At 44.5% G+C, this 24,811-nt stretch carries 24 protein-coding genes; 14 read left to right on the top strand and 10 right to left on the bottom strand.

Annotated elements, in window-relative coordinates; all coding sequences use genetic code 11:
- Positions 1-86 precede the first annotated feature (86 nt).
- Positions 87-470 carry a DUF2147 domain-containing protein gene (locus ACS8E3_RS01705; protein WP_439240547.1) on the top strand — a complete coding sequence of 128 codons (384 nt, stop codon included), beginning with the start codon at positions 87-89 and terminating at the stop codon, positions 468-470.
- Positions 471-624: 154 nt separating this feature from the next.
- Here the strand turns inward: ACS8E3_RS01705 and ACS8E3_RS01700 are convergent, their stop codons facing one another.
- From ACS8E3_RS01700 to ACS8E3_RS01685, 4 genes are all read right to left on the bottom strand, one after another.
- Positions 625-1,887, bottom strand: coding sequence for an ammonium transporter (locus tag ACS8E3_RS01700; RefSeq protein ID WP_439240545.1), 1,263 nt, complete (start codon positions 1,885-1,887; stop codon positions 625-627).
- 117 nt (positions 1,888-2,004) lie between these two features.
- Complete coding sequence (locus ACS8E3_RS01695) at positions 2,005-2,343, bottom strand: P-II family nitrogen regulator (RefSeq protein WP_201611156.1); 339 nt, start codon at positions 2,341-2,343, stop codon at positions 2,005-2,007.
- Positions 2,344-2,898: 555 nt separating this feature from the next.
- Positions 2,899-3,753: a universal stress protein gene (locus ACS8E3_RS01690; RefSeq protein ID WP_439240543.1), complete on the bottom strand. Its 855-nt coding sequence runs from the start codon at positions 3,751-3,753 to the stop codon at positions 2,899-2,901.
- 34 nt (positions 3,754-3,787) lie between these two features.
- Positions 3,788-5,287: a SulP family inorganic anion transporter gene (locus ACS8E3_RS01685; protein ID WP_439240541.1), complete on the bottom strand. Its 1,500-nt coding sequence runs from the start codon at positions 5,285-5,287 to the stop codon at positions 3,788-3,790.
- 418 nt (positions 5,288-5,705) lie between these two features.
- Between ACS8E3_RS01685 and murD the strand changes: the two genes are divergently transcribed.
- Together murD and ftsW are read left to right on the top strand one after the other, a co-directional pair.
- Positions 5,706-7,133 carry a UDP-N-acetylmuramoyl-L-alanine--D-glutamate ligase gene (gene murD / locus ACS8E3_RS01680; protein ID WP_439240538.1) on the top strand — a complete coding sequence of 476 codons (1,428 nt, stop codon included), beginning with the start codon at positions 5,706-5,708 and terminating at the stop codon, positions 7,131-7,133.
- A 147-nt stretch (positions 7,134-7,280) separates the two neighbouring features.
- Positions 7,281-8,477 carry a putative lipid II flippase FtsW gene (ftsW, locus tag ACS8E3_RS01675; protein WP_439240536.1) on the top strand — a complete coding sequence of 399 codons (1,197 nt, stop codon included), beginning with the start codon at positions 7,281-7,283 and terminating at the stop codon, positions 8,475-8,477.
- 86 nt (positions 8,478-8,563) lie between these two features.
- Here the strand turns inward: ftsW and gluQRS are convergent, their stop codons facing one another.
- The 6 genes from gluQRS to ACS8E3_RS01645 form a co-directional block, all read right to left on the bottom strand.
- Entirely contained in the window at positions 8,564-9,490 is a 927-nt protein-coding gene (gene gluQRS / locus ACS8E3_RS01670; protein WP_439240680.1) for a tRNA glutamyl-Q(34) synthetase GluQRS, read from the bottom strand.
- Positions 9,491-9,731: 241 nt separating this feature from the next.
- Positions 9,732-10,169, bottom strand: coding sequence for an RNA polymerase-binding protein DksA (gene dksA / locus ACS8E3_RS01665; RefSeq protein WP_439240534.1), 438 nt, complete (start codon positions 10,167-10,169; stop codon positions 9,732-9,734).
- A 267-nt stretch (positions 10,170-10,436) separates the two neighbouring features.
- Positions 10,437-11,282 carry a metallophosphoesterase gene (locus ACS8E3_RS01660; protein WP_439240532.1) on the bottom strand — a complete coding sequence of 282 codons (846 nt, stop codon included), beginning with the start codon at positions 11,280-11,282 and terminating at the stop codon, positions 10,437-10,439.
- A gap of 201 nt (positions 11,283-11,483) precedes the next feature.
- A complete protein-coding gene (locus ACS8E3_RS01655; protein WP_439240530.1) occupies positions 11,484-12,302 on the bottom strand; it encodes a metal ABC transporter permease in 819 nt (272 codons plus the stop codon).
- 79 nt (positions 12,303-12,381) lie between these two features.
- A complete protein-coding gene (locus tag ACS8E3_RS01650; protein ID WP_439240528.1) occupies positions 12,382-13,173 on the bottom strand; it encodes a metal ABC transporter ATP-binding protein in 792 nt (263 codons plus the stop codon).
- 91 nt (positions 13,174-13,264) lie between these two features.
- Complete coding sequence (locus ACS8E3_RS01645; RefSeq protein WP_439240526.1) at positions 13,265-13,783, bottom strand: transcriptional repressor; 519 nt, start codon at positions 13,781-13,783, stop codon at positions 13,265-13,267.
- Between the two features lie 112 nt (positions 13,784-13,895).
- Between ACS8E3_RS01645 and ACS8E3_RS01640 the strand changes: the two genes are divergently transcribed.
- The 11 genes from ACS8E3_RS01640 to ACS8E3_RS01590 all read left to right on the top strand — a co-directional run bounded on the left by ACS8E3_RS01640 (position 13,896) and on the right by ACS8E3_RS01590 (position 24,718).
- Positions 13,896-14,777: a metal ABC transporter solute-binding protein, Zn/Mn family gene (locus ACS8E3_RS01640; protein ID WP_439240524.1), complete on the top strand. Its 882-nt coding sequence runs from the start codon at positions 13,896-13,898 to the stop codon at positions 14,775-14,777.
- 272 nt (positions 14,778-15,049) lie between these two features.
- Entirely contained in the window at positions 15,050-15,448 is a 399-nt protein-coding gene (locus ACS8E3_RS01635; protein WP_439240522.1) for an ATP synthase subunit I, read from the top strand.
- A gap of 911 nt (positions 15,449-16,359) precedes the next feature.
- On the top strand, positions 16,360-17,226 hold the full coding sequence (gene atpB, locus ACS8E3_RS01630; protein ID WP_439240520.1) for a F0F1 ATP synthase subunit A: 867 nt from the start codon (positions 16,360-16,362) through the stop codon (positions 17,224-17,226).
- A 33-nt stretch (positions 17,227-17,259) separates the two neighbouring features.
- Positions 17,260-17,508, top strand: a complete 249-nt coding sequence (gene atpE, locus ACS8E3_RS01625; RefSeq protein WP_010197960.1) for a F0F1 ATP synthase subunit C — start codon at positions 17,260-17,262, stop codon at positions 17,506-17,508.
- 116 nt (positions 17,509-17,624) lie between these two features.
- Positions 17,625-18,095, top strand: coding sequence for a F0F1 ATP synthase subunit B (locus ACS8E3_RS01620; RefSeq protein ID WP_439240518.1), 471 nt, complete (start codon positions 17,625-17,627; stop codon positions 18,093-18,095).
- Positions 18,096-18,108: 13 nt separating this feature from the next.
- Positions 18,109-18,732 carry a F0F1 ATP synthase subunit delta gene (locus tag ACS8E3_RS01615; protein WP_439240515.1) on the top strand — a complete coding sequence of 208 codons (624 nt, stop codon included), beginning with the start codon at positions 18,109-18,111 and terminating at the stop codon, positions 18,730-18,732.
- A 109-nt stretch (positions 18,733-18,841) separates the two neighbouring features.
- Positions 18,842-20,386 carry a F0F1 ATP synthase subunit alpha gene (gene atpA, locus ACS8E3_RS01610; protein ID WP_439240513.1) on the top strand — a complete coding sequence of 515 codons (1,545 nt, stop codon included), beginning with the start codon at positions 18,842-18,844 and terminating at the stop codon, positions 20,384-20,386.
- Between the two features lie 201 nt (positions 20,387-20,587).
- Positions 20,588-21,469: a F0F1 ATP synthase subunit gamma gene (gene atpG / locus ACS8E3_RS01605; RefSeq protein ID WP_439240510.1), complete on the top strand. Its 882-nt coding sequence runs from the start codon at positions 20,588-20,590 to the stop codon at positions 21,467-21,469.
- Positions 21,470-21,507: 38 nt separating this feature from the next.
- Entirely contained in the window at positions 21,508-22,941 is a 1,434-nt protein-coding gene (atpD, locus tag ACS8E3_RS01600; protein WP_439240508.1) for a F0F1 ATP synthase subunit beta, read from the top strand.
- Between the two features lie 111 nt (positions 22,942-23,052).
- A complete protein-coding gene (locus ACS8E3_RS01595; protein WP_439240506.1) occupies positions 23,053-23,469 on the top strand; it encodes a F0F1 ATP synthase subunit epsilon in 417 nt (138 codons plus the stop codon).
- 532 nt (positions 23,470-24,001) lie between these two features.
- Entirely contained in the window at positions 24,002-24,718 is a 717-nt protein-coding gene (locus tag ACS8E3_RS01590) for a response regulator (RefSeq protein ID WP_439240504.1), read from the top strand.
- The last annotated feature ends 93 nt before the right edge of the window (positions 24,719-24,811 follow it).

Genomic DNA, 24,811 nt, shown 5'->3' with positions numbered 1-24,811 from the left:
ATACAAACAGTTCTAGTCGTAGAGATTTTTTAAGGACAAGCGCAATACACGCAGTTTATTGCACAATCATTGAAGGGAGTCGATATATGAAATTATTTACAAAAACCGCTTTAGCAGCCGCTGGTATTAGCATGGCAACTATGGCATTTGCCGCTGACCCATTGCATAATACTACTTGGCAAACTTATGATGATGGCAAGCCTAAAGGCACGGTCAAAATCACTGAGTCTAACGGCGTATTGACTGGTAAGCTTATTGGTACCAACTCAGCCAAAGGCAAAAAGCACGTTGGCATGACCATTATCTCTGGTCTAAAAGCTGACGGCGGTGGTAAATATAGCGGTGGTACGATTACTGATCCAGAAAAAGGTAAAGACTATCGCATGACAGCTAGTTTGAGCGGCGACACCTTAAACCTAAAAGGTTATATTGGTCCGTTTTCACGCAGCCAGCAGTGGAAAAAGAAATAAGGTAAATTTTAGGACTATTAGTAATAGTTAAGACTTACTAATCAGTCTATAAAACAAACCAGTAAAAGAAATCCCGCGTAGCCAGTAGGTTATGCGGGATTTTTATTTTGATGACTTTAGAACACTGATATTTTCAAATCACTACTCGCTGCATCTATCGGACAAATTCAGGATAAGCTTCCATCCCGCACTCAGCGATATCCGCACCCTCATATTCCTCTTCTTCAGAGAGACGCAGACCGAAAACGGCTTTGATTACTAGCCAAACTACTAAGCTTGCCACATATACCCAAGCAAAGATGGTAACCGCGCCAACGAGCTGACCTATGAAGGTAGCTGCTGGGTTCGTAATAGGTACAATTAATAGCCCAAATAGACCGACCACGCCATGCACCGAAAGAGCGCCAACAGGGTCGTCAATTTTTATTTTATCTAAAGCGAGGATAGATAACACGACAATGATACCCGCAGCCACTCCAAACAGAGTAGCTTGTAGGGCAGAAGGCGTAGAAGGCTCGGCGGTAATAGCGACTAGCCCCGCTAGTGCACCATTTAAGAGCATAGTCAAATCGGCTTTACCAAAGATAAGCCTTGCTAATAACAGCGCTCCGATAGCGCCGCCTGCTGCCGCGGCATTGGTATTTAAAAACACCATAGCCACAGTGTTAGCGCTAGCGATATCTCCTAGTTTTAGTACTGAACCACCATTGAAACCAAACCAGCCCATCCATAGGATCAAAGTGCCAAGCGCCGCTAGTGGTAAGTTGGCACCAGGAATGGCTCGTATCTCACCTTTAGAGCCATATTTTCCGTGGCGCGCTCCTAATAACAACACACCCGACAATGCTGCTGCCGCTCCTGCCATATGTACAATGCCTGAGCCGGCAAAGTCCACAAAACCTATAGCGCCCAAATTATACAAACCAAAGACATCCTGACCGCCCCAAGTCCAGCGGCCTTCCATAGGATAAATAAAGCCAGTCATGATTACGGCAAACAATAAAAACGACCACAGTTTCATGCGCTCAGCGACTGCGCCTGAGACGATAGACATACAGGTCGCGACAAACACTACCTGAAAGAAAAAGTCAGCGGCTGCTGAGTAGACTGAGTCACCGCCGAAGCCATTCTCCGCGGAAGTGGCTAGCGCGTCTGCTGCTAGCGCGGCGTCGCCTACGATGCCGCTTAAGAATAGCTCGCCGCCATACATAATAGCGTAGCCACAGATCATATACATAGTACAGGCGGTCGCAAACAGCGCGATGTTTTTGGTCAAGATCTCAACGGTGTTTTTTGAGCGCACCATTCCTGCCTCTAACATCGTAAAACCAGCGGCCATCCACATCACTAGAGCGCCGCAGACCAAAAAATAAAACGTATCAATCGCGTACTGTAACTCAAAAATCTGACTTTGCATCTTAATTCCCCCTTGAATTGACAATGCAGCTATCGGGCTTGCCGATAATTAAGGCTTTTACCGTTTCTTGCACCAGTAGTGGGCAAGTACGGTTTTATACTTCTACAGCTTTATACTTTATATAGCATCAGGACCTGTCTCGCCGGTACGAATACGAATAACTTGTTCTAAGCTAGTGACAAAGATTTTACCGTCGCCAATCTTGCCAGTGCTAGCGATACGAGTGATAGCTTCGATAGCTGGTTCGACCATCTCATCAATGACAGCGACTTCTACTTTTACTTTTGGCAAAAAATCCACCACATATTCTGCACCGCGATACAGCTCAGTGTGTCCTTTTTGACGTCCAAAACCTTTTACTTCAGTGACAGTAACGCCTTTGACACCGATGTCAGAGAGCGCTTCACGTACATCATCAAGCTTGAAAGGTTTTAGAACCGCAGTGATTAACTTCATAAGTGTTATCCTTACATGAGTGAGGCTACAAAGAGGACACTATCAGGAAGTATTCGCTGTATTACTCCTCTTTTATGCTTACTAGTAGTCATTCAAGAACTGTGCCAAGCCTACTCAAGGGGGAGGTAAGCTTGGTGCCTTAAACGACTTTAGCGCGTCATAAACAAAGGGGTAAACAATACGACCAGACGATTTATCGATGTAGCACTGGCTTAAAAAGAGCTTTATTATAACGAACTTATAAGCCTTCGGGGAGGCTATACCCTACTGAGTTACTAAAACATCATATAGAGCAGGGAATAGCGATTATCAGAAGGCTGTAGCATAGACAGGAGCAGAGGTAAGTGCAAAAACAGCCGTCTATTGTCAGCAAAAATGAATACAGTGAGGCGAGATAAAAGCAAAGTGATCGCAAGATAAAACAGCGCTTATCGCCTAAGAGCGGTAAGCGCTGTGCAACAGTGGATTGAGCGTAGAAGATTAATGATAGGGTATTGATGGATATTCGCTGATTCACAGTCAGTTGGGTTGAATGTGAGAATTAGCTCTAACAGACTAGAGCTTCGGAAAAAGTAGATACGGCGTTTTGGTACTGACGAGCAGTTTTTTAGTATCGCTACCTCGTAAGATCTCCCGCAGACGCGATTGCCCAAAAGCACCGCTCATCAGCATCCCAATCTCATGCTCGTTTTGATAGTAGGTGAGAGCAGCACTGACATCACGGCAGTCTAACAGGGCTTTTTTGGCGTTGATACCTGCTTGCTTGAGACGCGCATAAGCTTCACGCAGTGCGTCGCAGTTATCATTATTATCTTTGCCGACCATTACGATATGAATGGTTAATGCGCGCACTAAAGGCGTTTTGCACAGCCAATCGAGCATCCGGTGGGTGGTAATGCGGTTATCAAAAGCGAATAGTGCCGTAGTAGGGAGCAAAAATGGTGCATGAGTCACCAAAATGGGGCAATGACTCAATCTGACTAGCTGGCTTAAGGTGGTTTTACAAGTGACGTGATGACCGATAACGATCAATTGCGATTTTTCATCCACATAGTCGATACTCTCGCTGAGGTTTTCATGGCGATGTAAGGTATAGACGGAGCGTTTGTGCTGATGCTCTTCGCAGTATGCTTTAGCTTGATGCAATAGCAGCCTACCTTGAGCTTTAAGCTCAAAATTACTTAAGTGCTCATGACTAGTAAATTGATCTAACAAGTGACTTTCATCATCGATATTTAAGCAGCCAGAATAGTTCACCGCTGCTTTTTGCTGCATGCTTGGTACAGAATGCAACAAACCAATCGGCGCTTGCAGGCGATTGGAGGCCCACATGCTTGCGTCCAATACCGCTTGCACGTGATCAGGACAGTCTAGACAAGCAATGACACTATCTGGCTTTAAATTACTCATAAGGCAACCGTATTAGCTAAATGACATGAGCTATCTAATCAAGCAATCCAATATCGCGGCGATCATGGATAGAGAAGCGATCGATCAAAGTACGACTGGCATTGTTTAGTCCAACTACTTTGACATCAATACCCTCGCGTTGCAAGCGCATGACGAGCTTATCAAGCGTATCGACGGCGCTAACATCCCAAAAATGCGCTTGGCTGACATCGATATGAATGATATCTAACGCTTCTTTGGTATCGAAGCTGTTTAGAAATTGCGTGGTCGAGGCAAAGAATACTTGCCCTTGCACATAATAATAGCGCGTATTGGTGCTATCGTCATAATCGCTATATATCGTCAAGAATTGCCCGATCTTATTGGCAAAGGCTAAGGCGGATAATAGTACGCCGACACCGACACCATACGCAAGGTTATGGGTGATGACGGTTGTCAACACTGTCGCTAGCATCACAATATTAAATGACATAGGGTGGGTTTTAAACTCGCGAATGGATTGCCAGTTGAAGGTACCGATAGAGACCATAATCATCACCGCAACTAGCGCTGCCATCGGAATCTGGCTGACCCATTCGCTCAAGAACACCACCATAATCAGTAGCACAACGCCCGCTATTAAAGTCGATAAACGAGTACGGCCGCCAGACTTTACGTTGATCATCGATTGACCGATCATTGCACAGCCAGCCATACCGCCAAAAAACCCAGAGACGACGTTAGCGATACCTTGACCGCGGCACTCTTTATTTTTATCACTCGGCGTATCCGTGAGCTCATCGACGATGGTCGCGGTCATCATCGACTCAAGCAAGCCGACGATAGCCAAAGCGATAGAGTAGGGGGCGATGATAAGTAACGTCTCAAGGTTGAGCGGAATATCTGGCAATAAGAATACCGGCAGCGAATCGGGCAGATCGCCCATACTGCCGACATTACGAATGTCTAGATTCATGTACATCGCCACCGCTGTCAAACCGACGATACAAATCAGCGGTGAAGGGATAATGCGGCCAATCTTTGGAATAAGTGGAAACAAATAAATGATCGCTAAGCCTACCGCCGTCATGATATAGACGGTCATACCGACCCGCTCCGTCATCGGATTGAGTTCAGGCAGCTGGGCGGCAAAGATCAAAATCGCTAGCGCATTGACAAAGCCTATCACCACTGAGCGCGAGACAAAACGCATGAGATTGCCAAGCTTTAAGATACCCATCACCACCTGAATAGCGCCGCATAGCAAGGTTGCCGCTAGCAGATATTGGAGCCCGTGATCAGCAACGAGATCGACCATGACTAATGCCATCGCACCGGTGGCCGCCGAGATCATCCCTGGGCGTCCGCCAACGAAGCTTATGACGACAGCGATACAAAAGGAGGCGTACAAACCTACCTTCGGATCAACGCCGGCGATAATAGAGAAGGCGATGGCTTCTGGAATCAAGGCGAGGGCGACGACGAGTCCTGACAAAATATCGCCGCGAACATTAGAGAACCACTCATCACGTAAGTTATCAATAAAAGATATCATAAGAAAGCTGCATAGAGTAAGAGGCAAAAAGGTAGTCGCTGATCATGAGCCTATTATCTACTGATAATAGTCACTGACAAGAGAGCTAAGACGTGGCTCAACAGACTGAGCCTGTCAAAAGATATGACACTTGCATATAAGCAAAAGCCAATAACGAATAGTGAGATAATAGGGCTTGATACTAGTTGCAGAGGCATGCTGCTAGTGACAACATGATAAACTAATAACAGCTAAGATATTAGCCATTCGTTATTAGCTATAAAAACATGGGCATAATAGCACAAAGTGGCAAAAAAGCAGTACCGAAATATCAACGATACCGTTATGATGCTTATATTAATCGCTCAGAATGACGTGATTGCTCTCATCCGTGATTCGCATTTCAGAGCGCTTCCATAGTTTAAGATAAGGAAAGCATATGTCGACCTCTGAGGCACCAGCGACATTGATTCATAAAGGCAGTGGCCTACAAGTGGTCGTTGGCTTAGGACAGTCCGGATTATCAGTAGCACATTATCTCACCGAGCAAGGATATCGTGTTGCAGTCACTGACAATCACCCTACGCCAGTATTGGCTGACCAGCTACCGGCTGCAGTCGAGATTCGTCAATTTGGCGGCCTTGACAGCGAGTTATTATTACAAGCAGCGCGTATTATCATCAGCCCTGGCATCTCATTAACAACCCCAGCAGTGGCGCAAGCGCGGCAAGCTAATATACCAGTCGTCAGTGATATTCAGCTGTTTTGTGAAGCTTGTAGCATACCAATAGTCGCTATCACCGGCTCCAACGCCAAAAGCACCGTCACCACTTTAGTGGGACAGATGGCAAGTGATGCTGGGGTCAAGGTAGGCGTCGGTGGCAATATTGGCGTGCCGGCTTTGAGCTTACTAGCCAATAAAGACATGGAGCTGGTGGTCCTTGAGCTATCCAGCTTTCAGTTAGAAACTGTCAGCAATTTAGGCGCGCAAGTGGCGACTGTGCTCAATATGTCTCCTGATCATCTAGACCGACATGGCGATATGCTCGGCTATCATCAGGCCAAACACCGTATCTTTCAAGGCGCAAAATCGGTAGTCGTCAACCGTGAAGACGCCTTGACTCGGCCTTTAGTCGCGGACAATTTGCCTCGTATCAGTGTTGGCATTCATGCTCCTGATAAAGATCAATATGGTTTGATTACCGATCCTGATGGGCAGATCTATTTGGCTCGCGGTACCGAGCGCCTCATATCCTCTGATCAGCTACCGGTCAAGGGTCGTCACAACTTGCTTAATGCGCAGGCCGCGCTTGCTTTGGGTGAGTTGGCAGGGTTGCCTCTAGAGAGTATGATCGCCACGTTACAGCAGTTTACGGGGCTCGATCATCGTTGCCAGTTTGTAGCTTCAGTGGCTGATATCGACTTTTTTAACGACTCAAAGGGCACTAATATCGGCTCGACTATGGCGGCGGTTGAAGGCCTAGGAGCCGTCTATACACCAAAAGATGGTAAGCTGTTGTTGATATTAGGCGGTCAAGCAAAAGGCCAGCAGTTCGGCGAATTGGCGCCGCTCATTAACCACTATGTCAGTCAAGTGCTCATTATCGGTGAGGATGCCAAGCTCATTGAGCAGCATTTGCGCGAAGCCGAACTTAGCGACGATGTCAGATTGCATCAGTGCCAGACGCTAGATAACGCTTTTAATTGTATTCAGCAAGTGACAGATAGCAGCTTATCGCAAGTGCAAGCGGTACTCTTGTCTCCAGCCTGTGCCAGCTTCGATCAGTTCAGTGGTTATGCTGAGCGCGGTAAGCATTTTAGTCAGTTGGTGCAGCAGCTAGTGACGCAAGATACCGCTGATAGCTGAATGAGCTATAAATCTTTATAAGTGATAGATATTACTGATTATTTATTCTATAGTTTATAATAAAATTTGGCATGAGTTATTTTTTAGGTTTTGATGGTGGTGTTCGCTGAACGCCGTATTTTTTGTTTGTTAGTATATTTGAATATTATGGCGCTCTCTTTTTTTTCTCGCTCAAACTCCAGCTCTTATGCCAAAACCAGTAGTGACGGCGTGTTGTCCCTACCTTCAGCTCGCGCTATTTTGTTAGCTAGCGTGGGTTGCATGCTGGTACTGAGTTTGCTAATGGTCGCTTCTGCCTCTATACCTTTTGCACTCAGTCGCGGGATGACAGAGCTCTATTTTTTCAAAAACCAACTGCTCTATATGTGCATTGGTCTATTTTTGGCATTTTTACCTTATAAGTTTGTACCGCTTAAGATGCTGTATCAGACGGGTACGCAGTTCTTTTTATTGATAGTGACAGCGCTGTTGTTAGTCGCCACTTTATTTGGCACGCCGATCAATGGCTCAAAGCGTTGGTTGAGTTTAGGGGTGTTCAACTTCCAGGTCGCTGAACTTGCTAAGCTAGTCGTTATTATTTTTGTTGCCGACTTTGTGGTGCGCCGCTCTTTTGAGGTGCGTAATGGTTGGGATGGCTTTTTGCGAATCTCACTAGTCATCGGTATGATGACTTTTTTACTATTATTGCAGCCAGATTTTGGCTCATTGGTGGTCATCGTTGGGACGGTATTTGCGATATTTTATATTGCCGGCGCGCCTTATAAGCAGTTTATCGCGCTAGGGGCGGTAGTTGGCGTACTTGGGGTATTAGCAGTAACCTTGGTTCAATATCGACTGACGCGAGCTTTATCGTTCTTAGATCCTTTTGATGATATTCAGGATACCGATTATCAGTTGGCGCGTAGTTTGATTGCCTTTGGCCGCGGTCAGTTTACCGGAGTCGGTTATGGCGAGAGCGTACAGAAGCTCTCACACCTGCCAGAAGCGCATACGGATTTTTTGTTAGCCATCACTGGCGAAGAGCTGGGGTTTGTTGGCGTAACTTTGGTACTGCTGCTCGAAGCTTTAATTATCGGTAGCGCCATGCGTATTAGCTATAACGCGCTGAAACGTCGGCAGATGCGCATGAGTTATACCGCTTTTGGTATTGGTATTATCTTTATTGCGCAGACGATTATCAATGCGGCAATGAATATGGGTGCGATGCCGACGAAAGGTCTAACTATGCCGTTCTTTAGCTATGGCGGCTCCTCGATGCTGATTAGCTTAGTGATGGTAGCGTTATTGCTGAAGATATATAAAGAAAGCCCTGAGATCGAAAAGAGCCAATGTCGTCATTATTAATAAGGTGAATCAGTTGACCTGTAATGAGCAGCAAGCATAAATAATAGCTTTTGTATGGTGCGTAGAACGCTATTAGCAATTAGCTATTAAAAAATAGCTAATTGCTGTTTATTTTGTAGCGGTGCGTTATCCCACTGGCTAATAGCTTGTCTTAGCATCCGCTCTGGCGTATCCAAATCAACGGGCAGTTGTTGTAATAATTTTAAAGCTTCCGCAATGAGTGCGCTTGGATCACGAGTATCGATAGGCTGAGCTAGATTTTGTTTAGAGAGTTTTTGCCCATTGGCATGACAGATCAGTGGCAAATGATACCAGTGGCTGACTGCAGACAGGTCTAACATTTGTAATAGGCTGATTTGCGCGGTAGTCATTGGCAAGATATCTAGCCCACGCATAATGTGGGTAATACCTTGTAAACCATCATCGATACTCGCGGCTAAAATATAATTGATCATGCCGTCTTGCCGACGTACTACCATATCGCCCAAAGTCTGTTGTGGATTATCCCATTGTATCCCTTGAATACCATCCATAAAGCCAATGGCATAATTTGGTAGCTGCAAGCGTAGCTTATGCTGTTGTTTATCTAAATCCTTGGCAATACAGCAGCGCGGATAACGTTGCTTGTTAGGTATCAAGTCACTCAAGTTTTCTATATTATCCCAATATCTAGCTAAGCTTTTACGTGAGCATTGGCAGCCATAAGTCAAAGGTGCTAGCGCTTCCCGTAGGTAATCGTTATAGATATCGATGCGCTCAGATTGGTGGATAACATCACCATCCCACTGTAGACCAAGCGTCTCTAGATCTATCAATATCTGTTCGGTAAACTGCCGATCACAGCGCTCAGCATCCGTATCTTCTATACGTAGTAACCATTCTCCACCCAAAGATTTGATATGACAGTAGCTCGCCAGCGCTGTCGTCAAAGAGCCTAGATGTAACTCACCCGTAGGAGAAGGGGCAAAGCGGCCTATAGGCCTTTGAGTAAGCAGGGAAGCTGAAGGCTCTATTAAAGCTGAAGGCCCTGCTAAAAAAGGATCGTTATTATTTGTAGGATAATTCACAGTATTCGGCTGCCGAGATAAAATAATGGCACTAGCATAAACAAGCTGGCTTTGAAAATATATTAGTTTTTAGTAGGGCTAAAGGCGCATTTGCTGGTTCGAGCGTATTTAATTCTGCGCATAAAAAAGCGAGCGACTCTATCAAGAGCGCTCGCTTTGAGAATTTATAGATATCGCTAAGGACTCGCTATTGACCTTGGTTTTGACGCTCTTTCATTTCTGATAAGGTTTTGCAGTCGATACACTGCGTAGCAGTCGGACGCGCCTCTAGACGGCGCAGGCCAATCTCAACCCCGCAAGTTTCACAAAATCCATAGTCGTCATTTTCAATCTCAGCCATCGACTTATCAATCTTGCGAATCAGCTTGCGCTCACGGTCACGAGTGCGCAGTGCTAAGGCGAACTCTTCTTCTTGAGTCGCTCTGTCGTTGATATCTGGCATAGCGCTTGACTCATCTTGAATATAAGTCTTAGTACGGTCAGCCTCACCGATAAGCTGGCTTTTCCAGTCGAGTAAGATCGCTTTAAAATGTTCAAGCTGCGCATCAGACATATACTCTTCGTCTTTGGCAGGAACATAAGGGGTAAATTTTACCTCAGCTGGAGACGTCGTTGAAGTGCTCATAAGGGTATCCTATTTTTCCAAATTAATTCAACAAAACGATGTTGCAAAAGACAAGGCTTCAAAAATCATCTATCGCCCTACGACTTGTCCTTTCTAGAACGTTTCACCACGGGGTACGCCAATCATATGATAGATAAACCTAGCACCAATGTGATGCGATACGTTATCAATCGCTCATATTAAGCTAATAACGATTACTTCCTTTATCATTATTATACTAACCAACGTCCACTGTTTGCTATTATTCATTATGCCACTAAAAACCGGCTACCAAGTATCTAGTCTTTTGACCCAGCTTGCAAGATTACCATTGTTGGCTAATTGCAACCAGCGATAGCCGGCATGTGCTTGTTTATCATAACTAAAGTCATCCTCATAAGGCATAAACTGGTAGCAAGTCGATGGGGTCGAGTAAACTGTTACCCCATTTCGATGACGGACTTGCTCTTGATGCGTATGACCACTAATAATGACCTTTAAGTGCGGATAAGAGGCTATACGCTGCCAAAAATAATCGGCGTTTTCTATCATGTGCGCATCTATCCACTCAGAATACATCGGTAGTACGTGATGGTGTATTGCTAGTAAAGCTGGCTTATTACAAGTCTCAAGCTGCGCGCACAGCCAGTCCATATCCGCCTCAGTCACCGCACCTGCAATCTTGCCAGGGATTGAAGAGTCTAGCAATAACACCTGCCAATAGTCCGTCTCAATCACATGTTGACTCAGCAGCCGCGAATCCATAGTACAAGCCGTCAGCTCGCGTTGCTCAAAGGGCAGGTCATGACTAGACTCGTCGGTGACATCATGATTACCGGCAATACAAGCAAAAGGTATCTGCGTGTTATGAAGTACATCAAAAATATAGTCATAAGTTGATGTCTCAACTTTACTGAGTAAGTCTCCGGTTACTATTATCAAATCACAACGAATATCTTCAGCAAGCGCTTGCGCGAGATTGGCTTCAAAGCAGTGCCGACAGTTGGGTTTTTCATCGTCATGGTCTTCAGCATTATCTGTACTAGCTAGTGGCAATAAATGCATATCGGTAATTTGCAGAATGTTTAACGGTCCATCCGGCTTGTTTACTCGATAAGTGGGGTAGCTCAGCATGAGTAAGATCTCTTAGGTCATAGTAGATAATAATCCTAAACGCTCTGATAACCTTAACACTTCCTGGTCGTCTATTAACCGTTTAGCGATTAGATATCTGCCTGTTTATAGCACAGTTTTATGCAGCAACCAACTACTTAGTAAAAGAAAGTCGATAAAGGTAAGCGCGATGATCAATAATATCCGCTCGTAGTTTACTTTTTATTTGCGATTAGTTAGGGTCAATCTAGTAAGCAGTTTTGAGAAAAATAACGCGATAAAAAATAAAATAGCGAGCACTAATACAATTGAAAGACCGGTTTGTATATCCATCCAGACACTGCCCCATACTCCCAAAGTCACCCCACACTGGGCGATAATGAGCGCAAAGACGACCATCTGCTTCGGTGATGTTGTCCATAATCTGGCGCTTAGCGCGGGCAGTACCAAAAGCCCACTAATTAATAAGCTACCGACCGCTTGTAAAGCGATCGCACAAAATCCTGCTAGTATTCCCATAAAAAACAAGCGCTGCCGGGTCGGGTTTACGCCTTGAATACGAGCTAAGGCTTCATGGGTAGCTAGTTTGATTTGCGCGGGCCAAATATAGATAAGTAAGGCCAATCCTATCAGGACACTCGCTGCTAATATCGGCAAATCCGCCCAATCTAGCTCTAATAAATTACCAAATAAAAACCCTAAGACGTTGGCTTGTTGGTCCGTTAATTGAGTAAGTGTCAGCAAACCCAAACATAATAAAGTAACTGCAACTACGGCTAATACCGCATCCATTGGCAAACGTTCATCGTCAATCACCACTAAGCCGAGCACTACCAGCACGCTGACAATACCGACGCCAAACCCCATCGGTAACTGCCAAAGAACCGCGAGTCCTACACCCAAGAGCGTACCATGCGCTAAAGCATCGGCAAAAAAAGCCATACGCCGCCATAACACGAGACAGCCTAAAGGGGCTGAGAGCAGCGCGAGAATACTGCCGGCAATCCAAGCCGGGGCAATAATGGCTAACCAAGCAGTCATAACTGATATCCGTTAAATAGGCACTAAAAGGTATTTATAGAAGCTTCAATATAAAGTGGTATTCATAGCGACTGAGGACTTATGGTGCCAAATCGCTAGGGGCATGATGCTCACAAGCGTGATGCTGATGCACATAAGGCTGCTCATAATGATGACCAAAGAGCTTTTGAAACTCGCTGGTGATAGCAAGCTCGCTCGGTTGCCCTTCACAGCAAATGTGCTTGTTGAGACAAATGACGCGCCGGCTACCTTTCATCACCCAATGCAGATCATGCGATACCACGAGCATCGCACAGCGTAAGAACTCCGGCAGCTCATCGATGAACTGATAGAGCCAAACTTCAGTATCAGGATCAAGCCCCTGCATCGGCTCATCTAAGATTAATAGATTTGGCTTATCTAGTAAGGCTCGCGCTAACAGCACCCGCTGCGTCTCGCCACCAGATAAATGACCCATTTGCCGTGATAACAAATGATTCAGAGACAACTTATCAAAAATAAACTGCCGCTGCTCCGGCTGTAGTCGGCGTTTATCCGCTTGCGCTAACAAGTCTTTGACTCGCAGAGGTAAGATAGGCGGTATTGAGAAACGCTGAGGCACATAGCCGAGCTGTAGAGGCTGATGAGCTTTTATAGTACCCGCGCTAGGCGTAATAAGGCCTAAGATAAGCTTAACTAAAGTCGATTTGCCCGCGCCATTGGGACCGATAAGGCTCACCGTTTCATTGACAGCGATATCGATACTGATATGTGATAGCAGTCGCTGCCTATCGATATCGTAGCTGACATTGTTAAGGCTCAGCAGCTTAGCGCTATCATTTGAGTGAAGCGGTAAGAGTGAAGGTCTAGATGATAAATTATTTGAGATCATAGCTGACCTGTTGGTTAGAGAACGGCTTTAAAGGCAAAGGGCATAAAATCATAATAGAAGGCCTTAGCAGAATTATGAGCTGAATAAAAAACTACTGACAAGCTTGGCAGCGACCGCTTAATTCGATAACGCTATGATTGACCATAAACCCCACATCTTGCTCGGCAAAGCTCATCATCTCTTGCACCGGTAAGCTGCTACATTCTTGTACCCGCTGGCACTGCTCACAAATCAAGAATGCCGCGGCGTGCTGAGCCCGAGGGTGACAACAAGGCACATAAGCATTAATGGAGGTGAGCTGATGAATCAAGCCCTCAGCCAATAAAAACTCTAAGCTACGATAAACCGTTGGCGGTGCGACATTTTTGGTTCGATGCTCGTGGTCTTTGTCTAGCAGGCGAGCTTGCTGCAACTGGGTAATCAAATCATAAGCGCCAACCGGTCGCTCAGCTTGCAATACCAGCTCATAGATCTGTTGACGCAGCGGCGTAAATCGCACACCGCGAAGGCGACATTGCTCTATAGCGGCAGTCAGACGCGCATGCACCTCATTAGCACTGAACTGCTGGACGTCATGGAGATGATGACTAGCTAATGAAGAATGGACCATAACCGCTCCTAAAATAATAGTGCACTTTTTATTGTTATAGTATAACATAATGATAGTTAGAAAATAGATTATTTAATGACAACTATCAAAACCAATTGGCTAAAGTGACATTATGAAACCGATGCAAAAAAAAATACTATCTTTGAAGTCTTGGCTTAAGAGCCTAGTTGCAAGTTTTCTAGTAGCAGGCTTGTTTAGTACAAGCGCGCAAGCGGCCAACACCGTAAGCGTCAGTAATTATCCTTTATTTTTGCTAAGTGAAGCGGTAACAGCAGGCGCAGCGTCCGCCAAGCAACTCCTAAACCCAGGTGAAGTAGGGCATCACGGTAGCATCAGCCCAAAAGATATCAAAGCGATTCAAGACAGTACCTTTGTGGTTTGGTTTGGCGCGCCACTAGAGAACAATTTAGCTGCAAGCCTGGATACTGCGCCTAATGCTATCTCTTTATTTGCTTTTGATGCTTTCAAGCGTTATCCCATGCGCGATGTCAAGGGCAAGCCAATAGCCAATACGTTAGACACCCATATTTGGTTAGATCCTCAAAACGCCAAAGCCATCACGCGGGCCTTAGCTGTTATCCACAGTCATGCCGACCCAAAAAATAAAACGCTCTATCAAGCCAATGCACAGAAATTTGCGCAGCGAATGGATAGGGCAGTCACGGCTCAGCTACAAAACGGAAAACAGAGACGACCTTACTGGGCTTACCATGATGCTTATCAGTACTTAGAACCCAGTCTCAATTTGCAGCTGGTTGGTAGTCTCAGTAGCGATCATCATTTAGCGCCAAAAGCGAGTCAGCTACGTTGGCTGAATGAGCAGCGTCCAAACAAACGCATGTGCTTGGTGACGCAGAGCAAGCCAGCTAAAGGACTTATCACGAAGCTGCAGCCGGTTAAAACGACTATTCAGTTAGAGGATATGAGCGGGAGCAACGACTTTGTGACAGGCTGGAGCGAGATGGCGCAGCAGATAATGAAGTGTACGTCTTGATAGCATCAATAGCCTGTTTTTGGGCGTTAGCGTTTACTTAACGAGAACGCCTCTTTTTGCTTGATCTATTGAATATTTGCTTGTTTAGTTATTATATGGCGGTTATGACGCGGCAGTTATTATAATTAGCTTGCTAAAGAGTAGCAGAGTACTTACAATAAGCGACGTTTTGTTTTGGTCAGATGACAATTACGCGATAGCGAACTGATGAATGCTAATTTCATGGTTTGACTTTTGGTAATTTGGATACGATCTGCGCATTAGGATTGATAATGACCAAGCCCGCTAAACGTACGCAAAACCAGCAAATCAGTATCTATATCAAACGCCAAGCTTGGATACTATTTATCCTGATCATTATCACTTGGCTGATAGATAAAATCTGGCTGCATAGTGAGCTTTTAGTAGCAAAAAGCACCGCCATTGGTGCTTTGCTTAGCTTTGTAACCCAAGCCGTTTTTGCTGGATTTGTTTTTTGGCACACGGGCTACCGTGCTCGCTTGCATATTGTCAATCAGCTCTATCGAGGCCAAATGGCCAAATGGCTATTGACTCTATTTGGTTTCGCACTAATCTTTATCACCATAAAACCCCTATCGGCCCCAGCGCTATTTATCGGTTTTATGGTCATGCAGATTAGTCACAGTTGGATGTTATGGCGTATACGCTAAAGGCTTATTTATATGGCGACCTTTCTATGTTATGGAGGTCCCTAAATATAAAGCAGTTTTGTCTATAGTGTGATGCTTTTACCTTACTATTTGTTTATAAACTATAAAGTAAATTATTTATAAATTATAAAGTAAAAAGCTATATCGTAGAAAAGCCATCCTGCCGTCCAATTTCTCCATGACTAATGATATCCCTTAATTGAATACTAGCTGAGTGAACAGTCGCTGCTTTAAAGCGACAAAATGAGCTTACCGCTAACGAATAGATACATTGTTTTTACTTTTCATCAGTCAAAAAGTAGCATGAAACGTTGAAATAACTAGAATATGTTGCAAATTAAGTCAAAAATATCAGTTATAAACGCCATTTAAAGAGTAAAGCACTGATGTTTTATAAATTATTTTTGGGCGCAAATGTCCATCCCTATCGGCTATCAGTAGAAACGCTACTTATACCTTTGATAAAATATAAATAATTGACTTTACATGATTACTACGCTGCATTAAGATATACAGCTAAATATTTTGCTTGAGTGTGTCTCAGTGAGCACCATTCTCACTATGAGAGACAAGCAAGAGGCCACATAATAGGATTATGTGTCAGTACCAAGGGCTGGTAAGAACTACTCATAAGCCCTTTTTTGCTAGCTAAAATTTCTGCAACTCAGTGAAATGCTATTAAAAACAGGTATTTGTAACAGTGCTAATCTTCTTGGTACTGCTTATCCTGGTACTGCAAATTACCTTAGTATTACAAGTTAGATTAGGTTGGCTGTTATAAGCTTGAGGTAAATTTAAATATTGTAAGATGGCAAGAGTATTGCTGCACATTTAAATGACTATTTTCTTAGTTTATAACGACCGTATTTTTGGTAATTGATTAAATCGTTGATTAATGAGAAGCTGACACTATGGCAGGCGAACAAACAACAACAGAATATATCTCTCACCACTTAACAAACTGGACGTACGGCTATTTGCCGGGCGAAGGTTGGAAAGTTGCCTACACCGCTGAAGAGGCGAGTGCCATGGGCTTTAATGCTATCCACCTTGATTCTATGTTGTGGTCAATAGGCTTGGGCATAGTGTTCTGTGCTATCTTTTGGATGGTTGCCAAAAAGGTGACTTCAGGAGTACCTAGCAAAACGCAGGCTGCCGTTGAGATGATCGTTGAGTTCGTTGATAATAACGTTCGCGATTCTTATAGTGGTACCTCAAAACTGATTGCGCCTTTAGCATTAACCATCTTCGTCTGGATATTCCTGATGAACTTGATGGATCTATTGCCGGTTGACTTTATTCCAGCGCTTGCTGGCCAAATCGGCGCGATGATGGGTCATGATCCGCATCATGTCTTCTTCAAAATCGTTCCAACGACTGATCCTAACATTACGCTTGGTATGTCATTCGCGGTCTTTGCGTTGATTATTTTCTATAGTATCAAAGAAAAGGGTGTCGGCGGCTTTATTGGTGAGTTAACGCTACATCCGTTCAGCGCCAAAAACCCAATCTTACAAATTATTTTAATCCCAGTTAACTTTATTTTAGAGTTTGTGACTCTGATAGCGAAACCTATCTCTTTAGGCTTACGACTATTCGGCAACATGTATGCCGGTGAGTTGATTTTCATACTGATTGCCCTGATGCCATTTTGGATTCAATGGGCGTTGTCAGTACCGTGGGCTATCTTCCACATCTTAATTATTACCCTTCAAGCGTTCGTATTTATGATGCTGACGATAGTTTACATGTCATTAGCATCATCAACTGAACATTAATTAGACATTCAATAGGCATAAGAGGATACATCAATGGATCCAGTATTAGGTGGTTACACAGTTATCGCAGTAGCGCTACTAATCGGTTTAGGCGCACTTGGCACAGGTATTGGTTTTGCGATCTTAGGTGGCAAATTCTTGGAAGGCGTAGCCCGTCAGCCAGAGCTTGGTTCACAATTGCAAACTCGTATGTTCATCGTAGCAGGTCTACTTGATGCGATCCCAATGATCGGTGTCGGTATCGCTATGCTATTGTTGTTCGCTAACCCTCTAGCAGGTTAATCAGAAAGCTCAGTTGTAACTGTTTGACCGTCTTAAGTTGTCTGCTAAGTTATACAGATTCTGACGGTTAGACAGGATCAATGACACTGATTTTTCATTAACAAAGAGGTGATCACGTGAACATCAATTTTACCATCGTCGGTCAAGCCATTGCTTTTGCAATATTTGTGGTTTTTTGCATGAAATTCGTGTGGCCACCACTTATCGGCGCAATCAATGATCGTCAGCGTAAAATCGCTGATGGCCTAAATGCCGCTGAGAAAGCAAAAGCTGACTTGGCTACGGCAGAGCAAGATGTCCAGCAAGAGCTTGAACTGGCTAAGACTAAAGCTGCAGCCTTAATTGAGCAAGCGAATAAGAGCGCTAATCAACTGGTCGAAGATGCAAAATCACAAGCGCAAGCGGAAGGTGAGCGTATTCGCCAGCAAGCTCAAGCAGGAATTGATCAAGAGATCAATCAAGCGCGCGAGACACTGCGTGCGCAAGTGGCAGAGCTTTCTGTCCTTGGTGCTGAAAAGATTTTGCAAGATAGAGTCGATGAGCAAAAACATGCTAGCATGTTAGACCAACTGGCGGCGAAGCTGTAACTGTGAGGATATAATGGCTGATTTATCAACCTTAGCACGACCCTACGCAAGAGCCGCGTTTGACTATGCCAATGAAAACGGGGCTATAAACGAGTGGGAAAATTTCTTGTTTATTGCAAGTAACATTGTCAATGACAAAGCGTTTCGTACTTGGCTAGAAAACCCAGCCATCACGGCTGAGCATAAGTCAGCTGCTTTGGTTGATCTTTATGACTCACAAGTGGCTGGTGATAACGATTCTGCTTTTAAGCAACTACTAGGCGAGAGCAAAGGTTCTCGTTATGGTAATAGTATTAGCTATCCTAAAGTGTCACCAGCGCTAAACAACTTCGTAGAGCAATTGGCGCAGCAAGAGCGTCTAGCCCTACTTCCTGAAGTTTATCAGCACTATCGTAGCCATAAAGCGACTAGCTTAAAACAACTTGATGCTTATGTAACGACCGCTTATCCATTGACTGAAGCCCAACGTGAGATGATTCAAACGCGTCTAGCTGCCTCGCTCAATGCTAGTGTGGTGATTCACGAAACGGTTGATCCTAGTCTATTGGCAGGCGCTACCATAAAAGTCGGTGACAAAATCATTGATGATTCGATGCGCGGCAAGTTACAACAGTTAAAAACACAGCTAACTGCCTAATGCCAGTCACAAGCGCAGCGCTACTATATTAGTAAGGAGTAGCGGCTGCGTGATAGTAAGAGCATTTAAGTCAGTGGGCGGGTTATCATAAATTAAAGGAAACAAGGCAATGCAACAACTGAATCCAGCGGAAATCAGTAATCTGATTAAGCAGCGTATTCAAGACCTTGATGCAGGTGCAACTGCAAAGAATGAAGGCACGATTGTCAAAGTATCTGACGGTATTGTGCAAATTCATGGTCTTGAAGATGCCATGTACGGCGAAATGATTGAGTTTGAAGGCGAAATCTACGGAATGGCGCTTAACTTAGAGCGTGATTCTGTTGGCGCAGTCGTACTCGGTGATTATCTGCAATTGCAAGAGGGCCAAAAAGCTTATTGCACGGGTCGCATTCTTGAAGTACCAGTAGGTCCTGAATTATTAGGCCGTGTTGTTGATGCTTTAGGCAACCCTATTGATGGCAAAGGTCCTATCAATGCCAAGATGACGGATAAAGTCGAAAAAATCGCCCCAGGCGTTATCGACCGTCAATCAGTAGATCAGCCAGTTATGACCGGCTATAAAGCCGTTGATACCATGATTCCAATCGGTCGTGGACAGCGTGAGCTTATCATTGGTGACCGTCAGACGGGTAAAACCGCTATGGCTATCGATGCGATCATCGCGCAGAAATCTTCTGGCATTAAGTGTGTCTATGTCGCTATTGGTCAAAAACGCTCTACTATTGCTAACGTCGTTCGTAAGCTTGAGCAAACCGGTGCCTTAGAATACACCACTGTCGTTGTTGCTTCTGCTTCTGAGCCGGCTGCTCTACAGTATATCGCACCGTACTCAGGTTGTACCATGGGTGAATACTTCCGTGATCGCGGTGAAGACGCGCTAATTGTCTTTGATGACTTATCAAAACAGGCGGTTGCTTATCGTCAGATTTCACTGCTATTACGTCGTCCACCAGGCCGTGAAGCTTATCCTGGTGACGTTTTCTACCTACATTCACGCCTACTTGAGCGTGCATCACGAGTCAACGCTGACTACGTAGAAAAGTTTACTAATGGTGAAGTCGTTGGCAAGACTGGGTCTTTGACTGCTCTACCTATTATTGAAACCCAAGCCGGTGACGTCTCAGCATTCGTACCGACTAACGTGATTTCAATCACTGATGGTCAGATCTTCTTAGAGTCAAGCCTATTCAACTCAGGTATCCGCCCTGCAGTGAACGCTGGTATTTCAGTATCGCGTGTTGGTGGTTCAGCTCAGACTAAGATTATCAAAAAGCTCTCTGGTGGTATTCGTACCGCACTAGCTCAGTACCGCGAACTTGCAGCGTTTGCTCAGTTTGCCTCTGACCTTGATGATGCGACTCGCGAGCAGCTGGATCATGGTGAGCGCGTCACAGAGCTTATGAAGCAAAAGCAGTATCAGCCCATGTCTGTTGCTGAACAAGCGGCGGTTATTTATGCATCAAACGAAGGCTTCTTATCTGATGTACCGGTAGAGAAAATCGGTTCTTTTGAAGAAGCTTACTTACGTTATATGCATGACGAACAGAGCGAGCTTATGACGGAAATCAATGAGACTGCAAATTACAATGATGATATTGCTTCTCGTTTGAAGTCAGCTGTTGAGACTTTTAAACAAAATCACAGTTATTAATTTAATGGGTTAAGCCGATTTGGTTTTAGCTTATCGTATACCAAGTGGCGCGTTGTCTGAGTAGATAGTTGCGCCACTGCTTTAACCCTTATCGGTATTAGATCGCGTTATGCTCGCATATAACCCTTGTTATTAAGTGTTAAATCTCTATCATATGCGGCATGCGCCACTGCTTTTTAACCCTCTTATATTGGAATCATTATGGCAAGCTTAAAAGAGATACGTGCCAAAGTCACCAGTATTAAAAGTACCCAAAAGATTACTCGCGCTATGCAAATGGTTGCAGCGAGTAAGATGCGCCGTGCCCAAGAGCGCATGGAAGTGGGTCGCCCGTATGCTGATAGTATGCGCCGGGTTATCTCGCATTTGGTACATGCCTCATCAGATTACAAACACCCTTATATGGTAGCGCGTCCGGTTAATAAAGTGGGCTATATTGTTATTACCTCGGATCGTGGCCTAGCGGGTGGTTTGAACATTAACTTGTTCAAAGCTTTATCTAAAAGTATTCAAGACTATCAAGATCAGTCTGTACAAGCCGAATTCGCCGTTATCGGTGCCAAAGGCGTCAGCTTCTTTAAGAATTTCGGCGGTAAAGTCACCTCTGCGGTGACAGATTATGGCGATAAACCGACTTTCGAGCAGGTGAATTCACCGGTACAAGCTATGCTTGATGATTATGCTAATGGCAAGCTTGATCGCATTTATGTAGTCTATAATAAATTTATTAATGCGATGACGCAAAAGCCAACAGTCAATCAGTTAGTGCCTCTGCCTGAAGGGTCATTTGATGATGATGCTAGCGGTATGCAGACTGAGCTTAGCTGGGATTATATCTACGAGCCTGATGTCAAGACTTTGATTGATGAATTACTTGGACGCTATATTGAATCGATCGTTTATCAAGCGGTCATGGAAAATATTGCCTCTGAACAGTCGTCACGCATGGTTGCTATGAAAGCAGCAACTGATAACGCTGGTGACCTAATTAACGATTTACAGTTGGTTTATAACAAGCTGCGTCAAGCGGCGATTACCCGAGAAATCTCGGAAATCGTTGGCGGTGCTGCTGCTGTTTCATAATTGACTACAACCATATATAGAAGTTCAAGGAGAACGCAATGAGTAGCGGTCGTATTGTACAGATTATTGGCGCGGTTCTTGACGTCGAGTTCAACCGTAACGAAGTTCCTCAAATTTTTGATGCCTTACAAGTTGATGGCACCGAAACCACTCTAGAAGTTCAGCAACAACTAGGCGATGGCATCGTGCGTACGATTGCTATGGGCTCAACTGAAGGTCTTAAGCGTAATTTGCCAGTGACGAATACTGGTGGCCCAATCGCAGTACCTGTAGGTGTTGGTACGCTTGGTCGTATTATGGATGTACTAGGTCGTCCTATCGATGAAGAAGGTCCTGTAGCTGCTGATGAGAAATGGTCTATCCACCGTGAAGCACCAAGCTACGCGGATCAGTCTAACAGCACTGAGCTATTAGAGACTGGTATCAAAGTTATCGATCTACTTTGCCCGTTCGCAAAAGGTGGTAAAGTTGGTCTGTTTGGTGGTGCTGGTGTTGGTAAAACCGTCAACATGATGGAGTTGATCAACAACATCGCTCTAAAACACGAAGGTCTATCGGTATTTGCTGGTGTTGGTGAGCGTACTCGTGAAGGTAACGACTTTTATCACGAAATGCAAGAAGCGGGCGTTGTGAACACTGAAGACTTTAGTAAGTCTAAAGTTGCCATGGTATATGGTCAGATGAATGAGCCACCGGGTAACCGTCTACGTGTTGCGTTGTCTGGTCTAACTATGGCTGAGTACTTCCGTGATACTAAAGATCCTGCTACTGGCAAAGGTCGTGACGTACTACTATTCGTTGATAACATTTATCGTTATACGCTAGCGGGTACCGAAGTATCAGCTCTACTTGGCCGTATGCCTTCAGCAGTTGGTTATCAGCCAACACTCGCTGAAGAGATGGGTATGCTACAAGAGCGTATTACTTCAACCCAGTCAGGCTCTATCACTTCAGTTCAGGCGGTATATGTACCAGCCGATGACTTGACGGATCCATCACCAGCGACGACGTTTGCGCACTTGGATGCGACTGTCGTACTAAGCCGTGATATCGCTTCACAAGGTATCTACCCTGCGGTTGATCCACTAGATTCAACCTCACGTCAGCTCGATCCACAAGTCATCGGTGAAGAGCACTATAACGTAGCTCGTGGTGTGCAGGAAGTATTGCAGCGCTATAAGGAGCTAAAAGACATCATCGCCATCTTAGGTATGGATGAGCTATCAGAAGAAGATAAACTCGTCGTTTATCGCGCGCGTAAGATTCAGCGCTTCTTATCTCAGCCATTCCACGTCGCTGAAGTATTCACTGGTGCACCTGGTAAATATGTACCACTACGCGATACCATTGCTAGCTTTAAAGCGATTATCGCTGGTGAGTACGATGACCTTCCAGAGCAAGCCTTCTATATGGCTGGCGGTATCGACGAAGTTGTCGCTAAGGCCGAAAAAATGAAATCTACAGCGGCATAAATCGCTAGAGAGTCAGCCTAGCGAATAAAGTTGGCTTATCACTTTCATTCGCTAGTTGGCTTTATAGAGAGCTAGCTGTTTTTGAGACTTTTTCATAATAAGGATTTAGGTATGGCAACGTTACAATGCCGCGTCGTAAGCGCCCGTGAAGAGTTATATTCAGGCGAGATCAGTATGCTAATTGCCACTGGTAGCGAAGGCGAGATTGGTGTTCTACCAGGTCACACGCCATTGATTACCTTGCTAAAGCCTGGCTCAATGCGAGTACAAACACCAGACGGTCAAGAGGAAGTCATCTACGTGTCCGGTGGCGTACTTGAAGTACAGCCAAAAATGGTTACGGTACTAGCCGATACTGCTATGCGTGCGCATAATCTTGATGAAAGTAAAATCGTCGAAGCTCGTCGGCAGGCTGAGCAGTTATTAGTCAATCAAACCGACACACTGCAGACCAATGCAGCATTAGCTTCATTGGCTGAGTCAGTTGCGCAGCTACAGACTATTCGTAAGTATCAAAACCGCTCTTAATTAGCTTGATGCGCTAGACAGGCATCTAAGTTACTTTAAGGTTTTGCTAAAAACAGTCCATAGGGGCTGTTTTTTTTGTTTATAGACCCTAGTAGTCAGACAAGAATTTAGTTATATTATTAACATAAAAGTATATAGCTGGCTTAGTATTTTATCATTCGGCTACTTATATTAGGCTTATCTAAATAATTAGATAATACTTAGCTTAACTATTAATTTTTAATCAAAACCTATAAATGACGTCACTATCTATTTTTTGTTTTATAAAAGATCTGTATTTATCTGATTTTGGACGAAAACTAAGATTTTAGGCGGGCTTCTTTATAGGTTTTGTTAACGACAATAAGCTATAGTAGGGTAAGTTATAAGTTTAGTAGTATACTAGCTTGCTATGACTGAGCTGCACTTACAAACAAAATATACAAAGATATTGAGGATAAGCAGTAGCATTTTTAAGACTATTGCTGCCTTGATACTTATTTTCCGCTGCAAATTTTCTGTTTTTAATTGAGATGTATTAGAGGATATAACGATGACAACACCTGAAGACGACAACACCCCGCGAATTTTGATTGTAGAGGATGACGAGCGTCTGGCTATGTTAACCCAAGATTATCTGGTTAAAAATGGGTTAGAAGTCGCAATTGAGACAGACGGCAACCGTGCTATTCGTCGTATCGTTAATGAACAGCCTGATATGGTAGTACTTGATGTCATGCTACCAGGTAGCGATGGTTTGACCGTCTGCCGTGAAGTACGCCCGCATTATCAAAACCCAATTTTGATGTTGACCGCTCGTACTGAAGATATGGATCAAGTATTAGGTCTTGAGATGGGTGCGGATGATTATGTTGCTAAGCCCGCTCAGCCGCGCGTATTGCTTGCACGTATTCGTGCACTACTACGCCGCTCAGAAAATGCACCATCAGAAGATGTGCCGCAGCGTCTTGAGTTTGGCGAGCTCGTCATCGATAATGGTGGTCGTTCAGTCAATTTAGGCGATGAGTTGGTCGACTTTACGAGTGCTGAATATGATTTATTGTGGTTGTTAGCTTCTAATGCTGGCCGCATCTTATCACGTGAGGATATTTTCGAGCGTCTGCGCGGTATTGAGTATGATGGTCAAGACCGCTCTATCGATGTGCGTATCTCACGTATTCGTCCGAAGATTGGTGATGATCCAGAAAATCCAAAACGTATCAAGACGGTCCGCAGTAAAGGCTATCTGTTCGTCAAAGAAGGCAACTAAGCCTTTATTGAGAGTCTATAAAAAGCCAGCGCTATGCTGGTTTTTTTATTTTTTAGCCAAAGCTCTTAATTCAGGTTTTAATGCAGCAAACTC

It is taken from the genome of Psychrobacter sp. 2Y5 (assembly GCF_051847375.1).
Classification (GTDB): Bacteria; Pseudomonadota; Gammaproteobacteria; order Pseudomonadales; family Moraxellaceae; genus Psychrobacter.
This window is presented reverse-complemented; position numbering and strand designations above follow the sequence as displayed.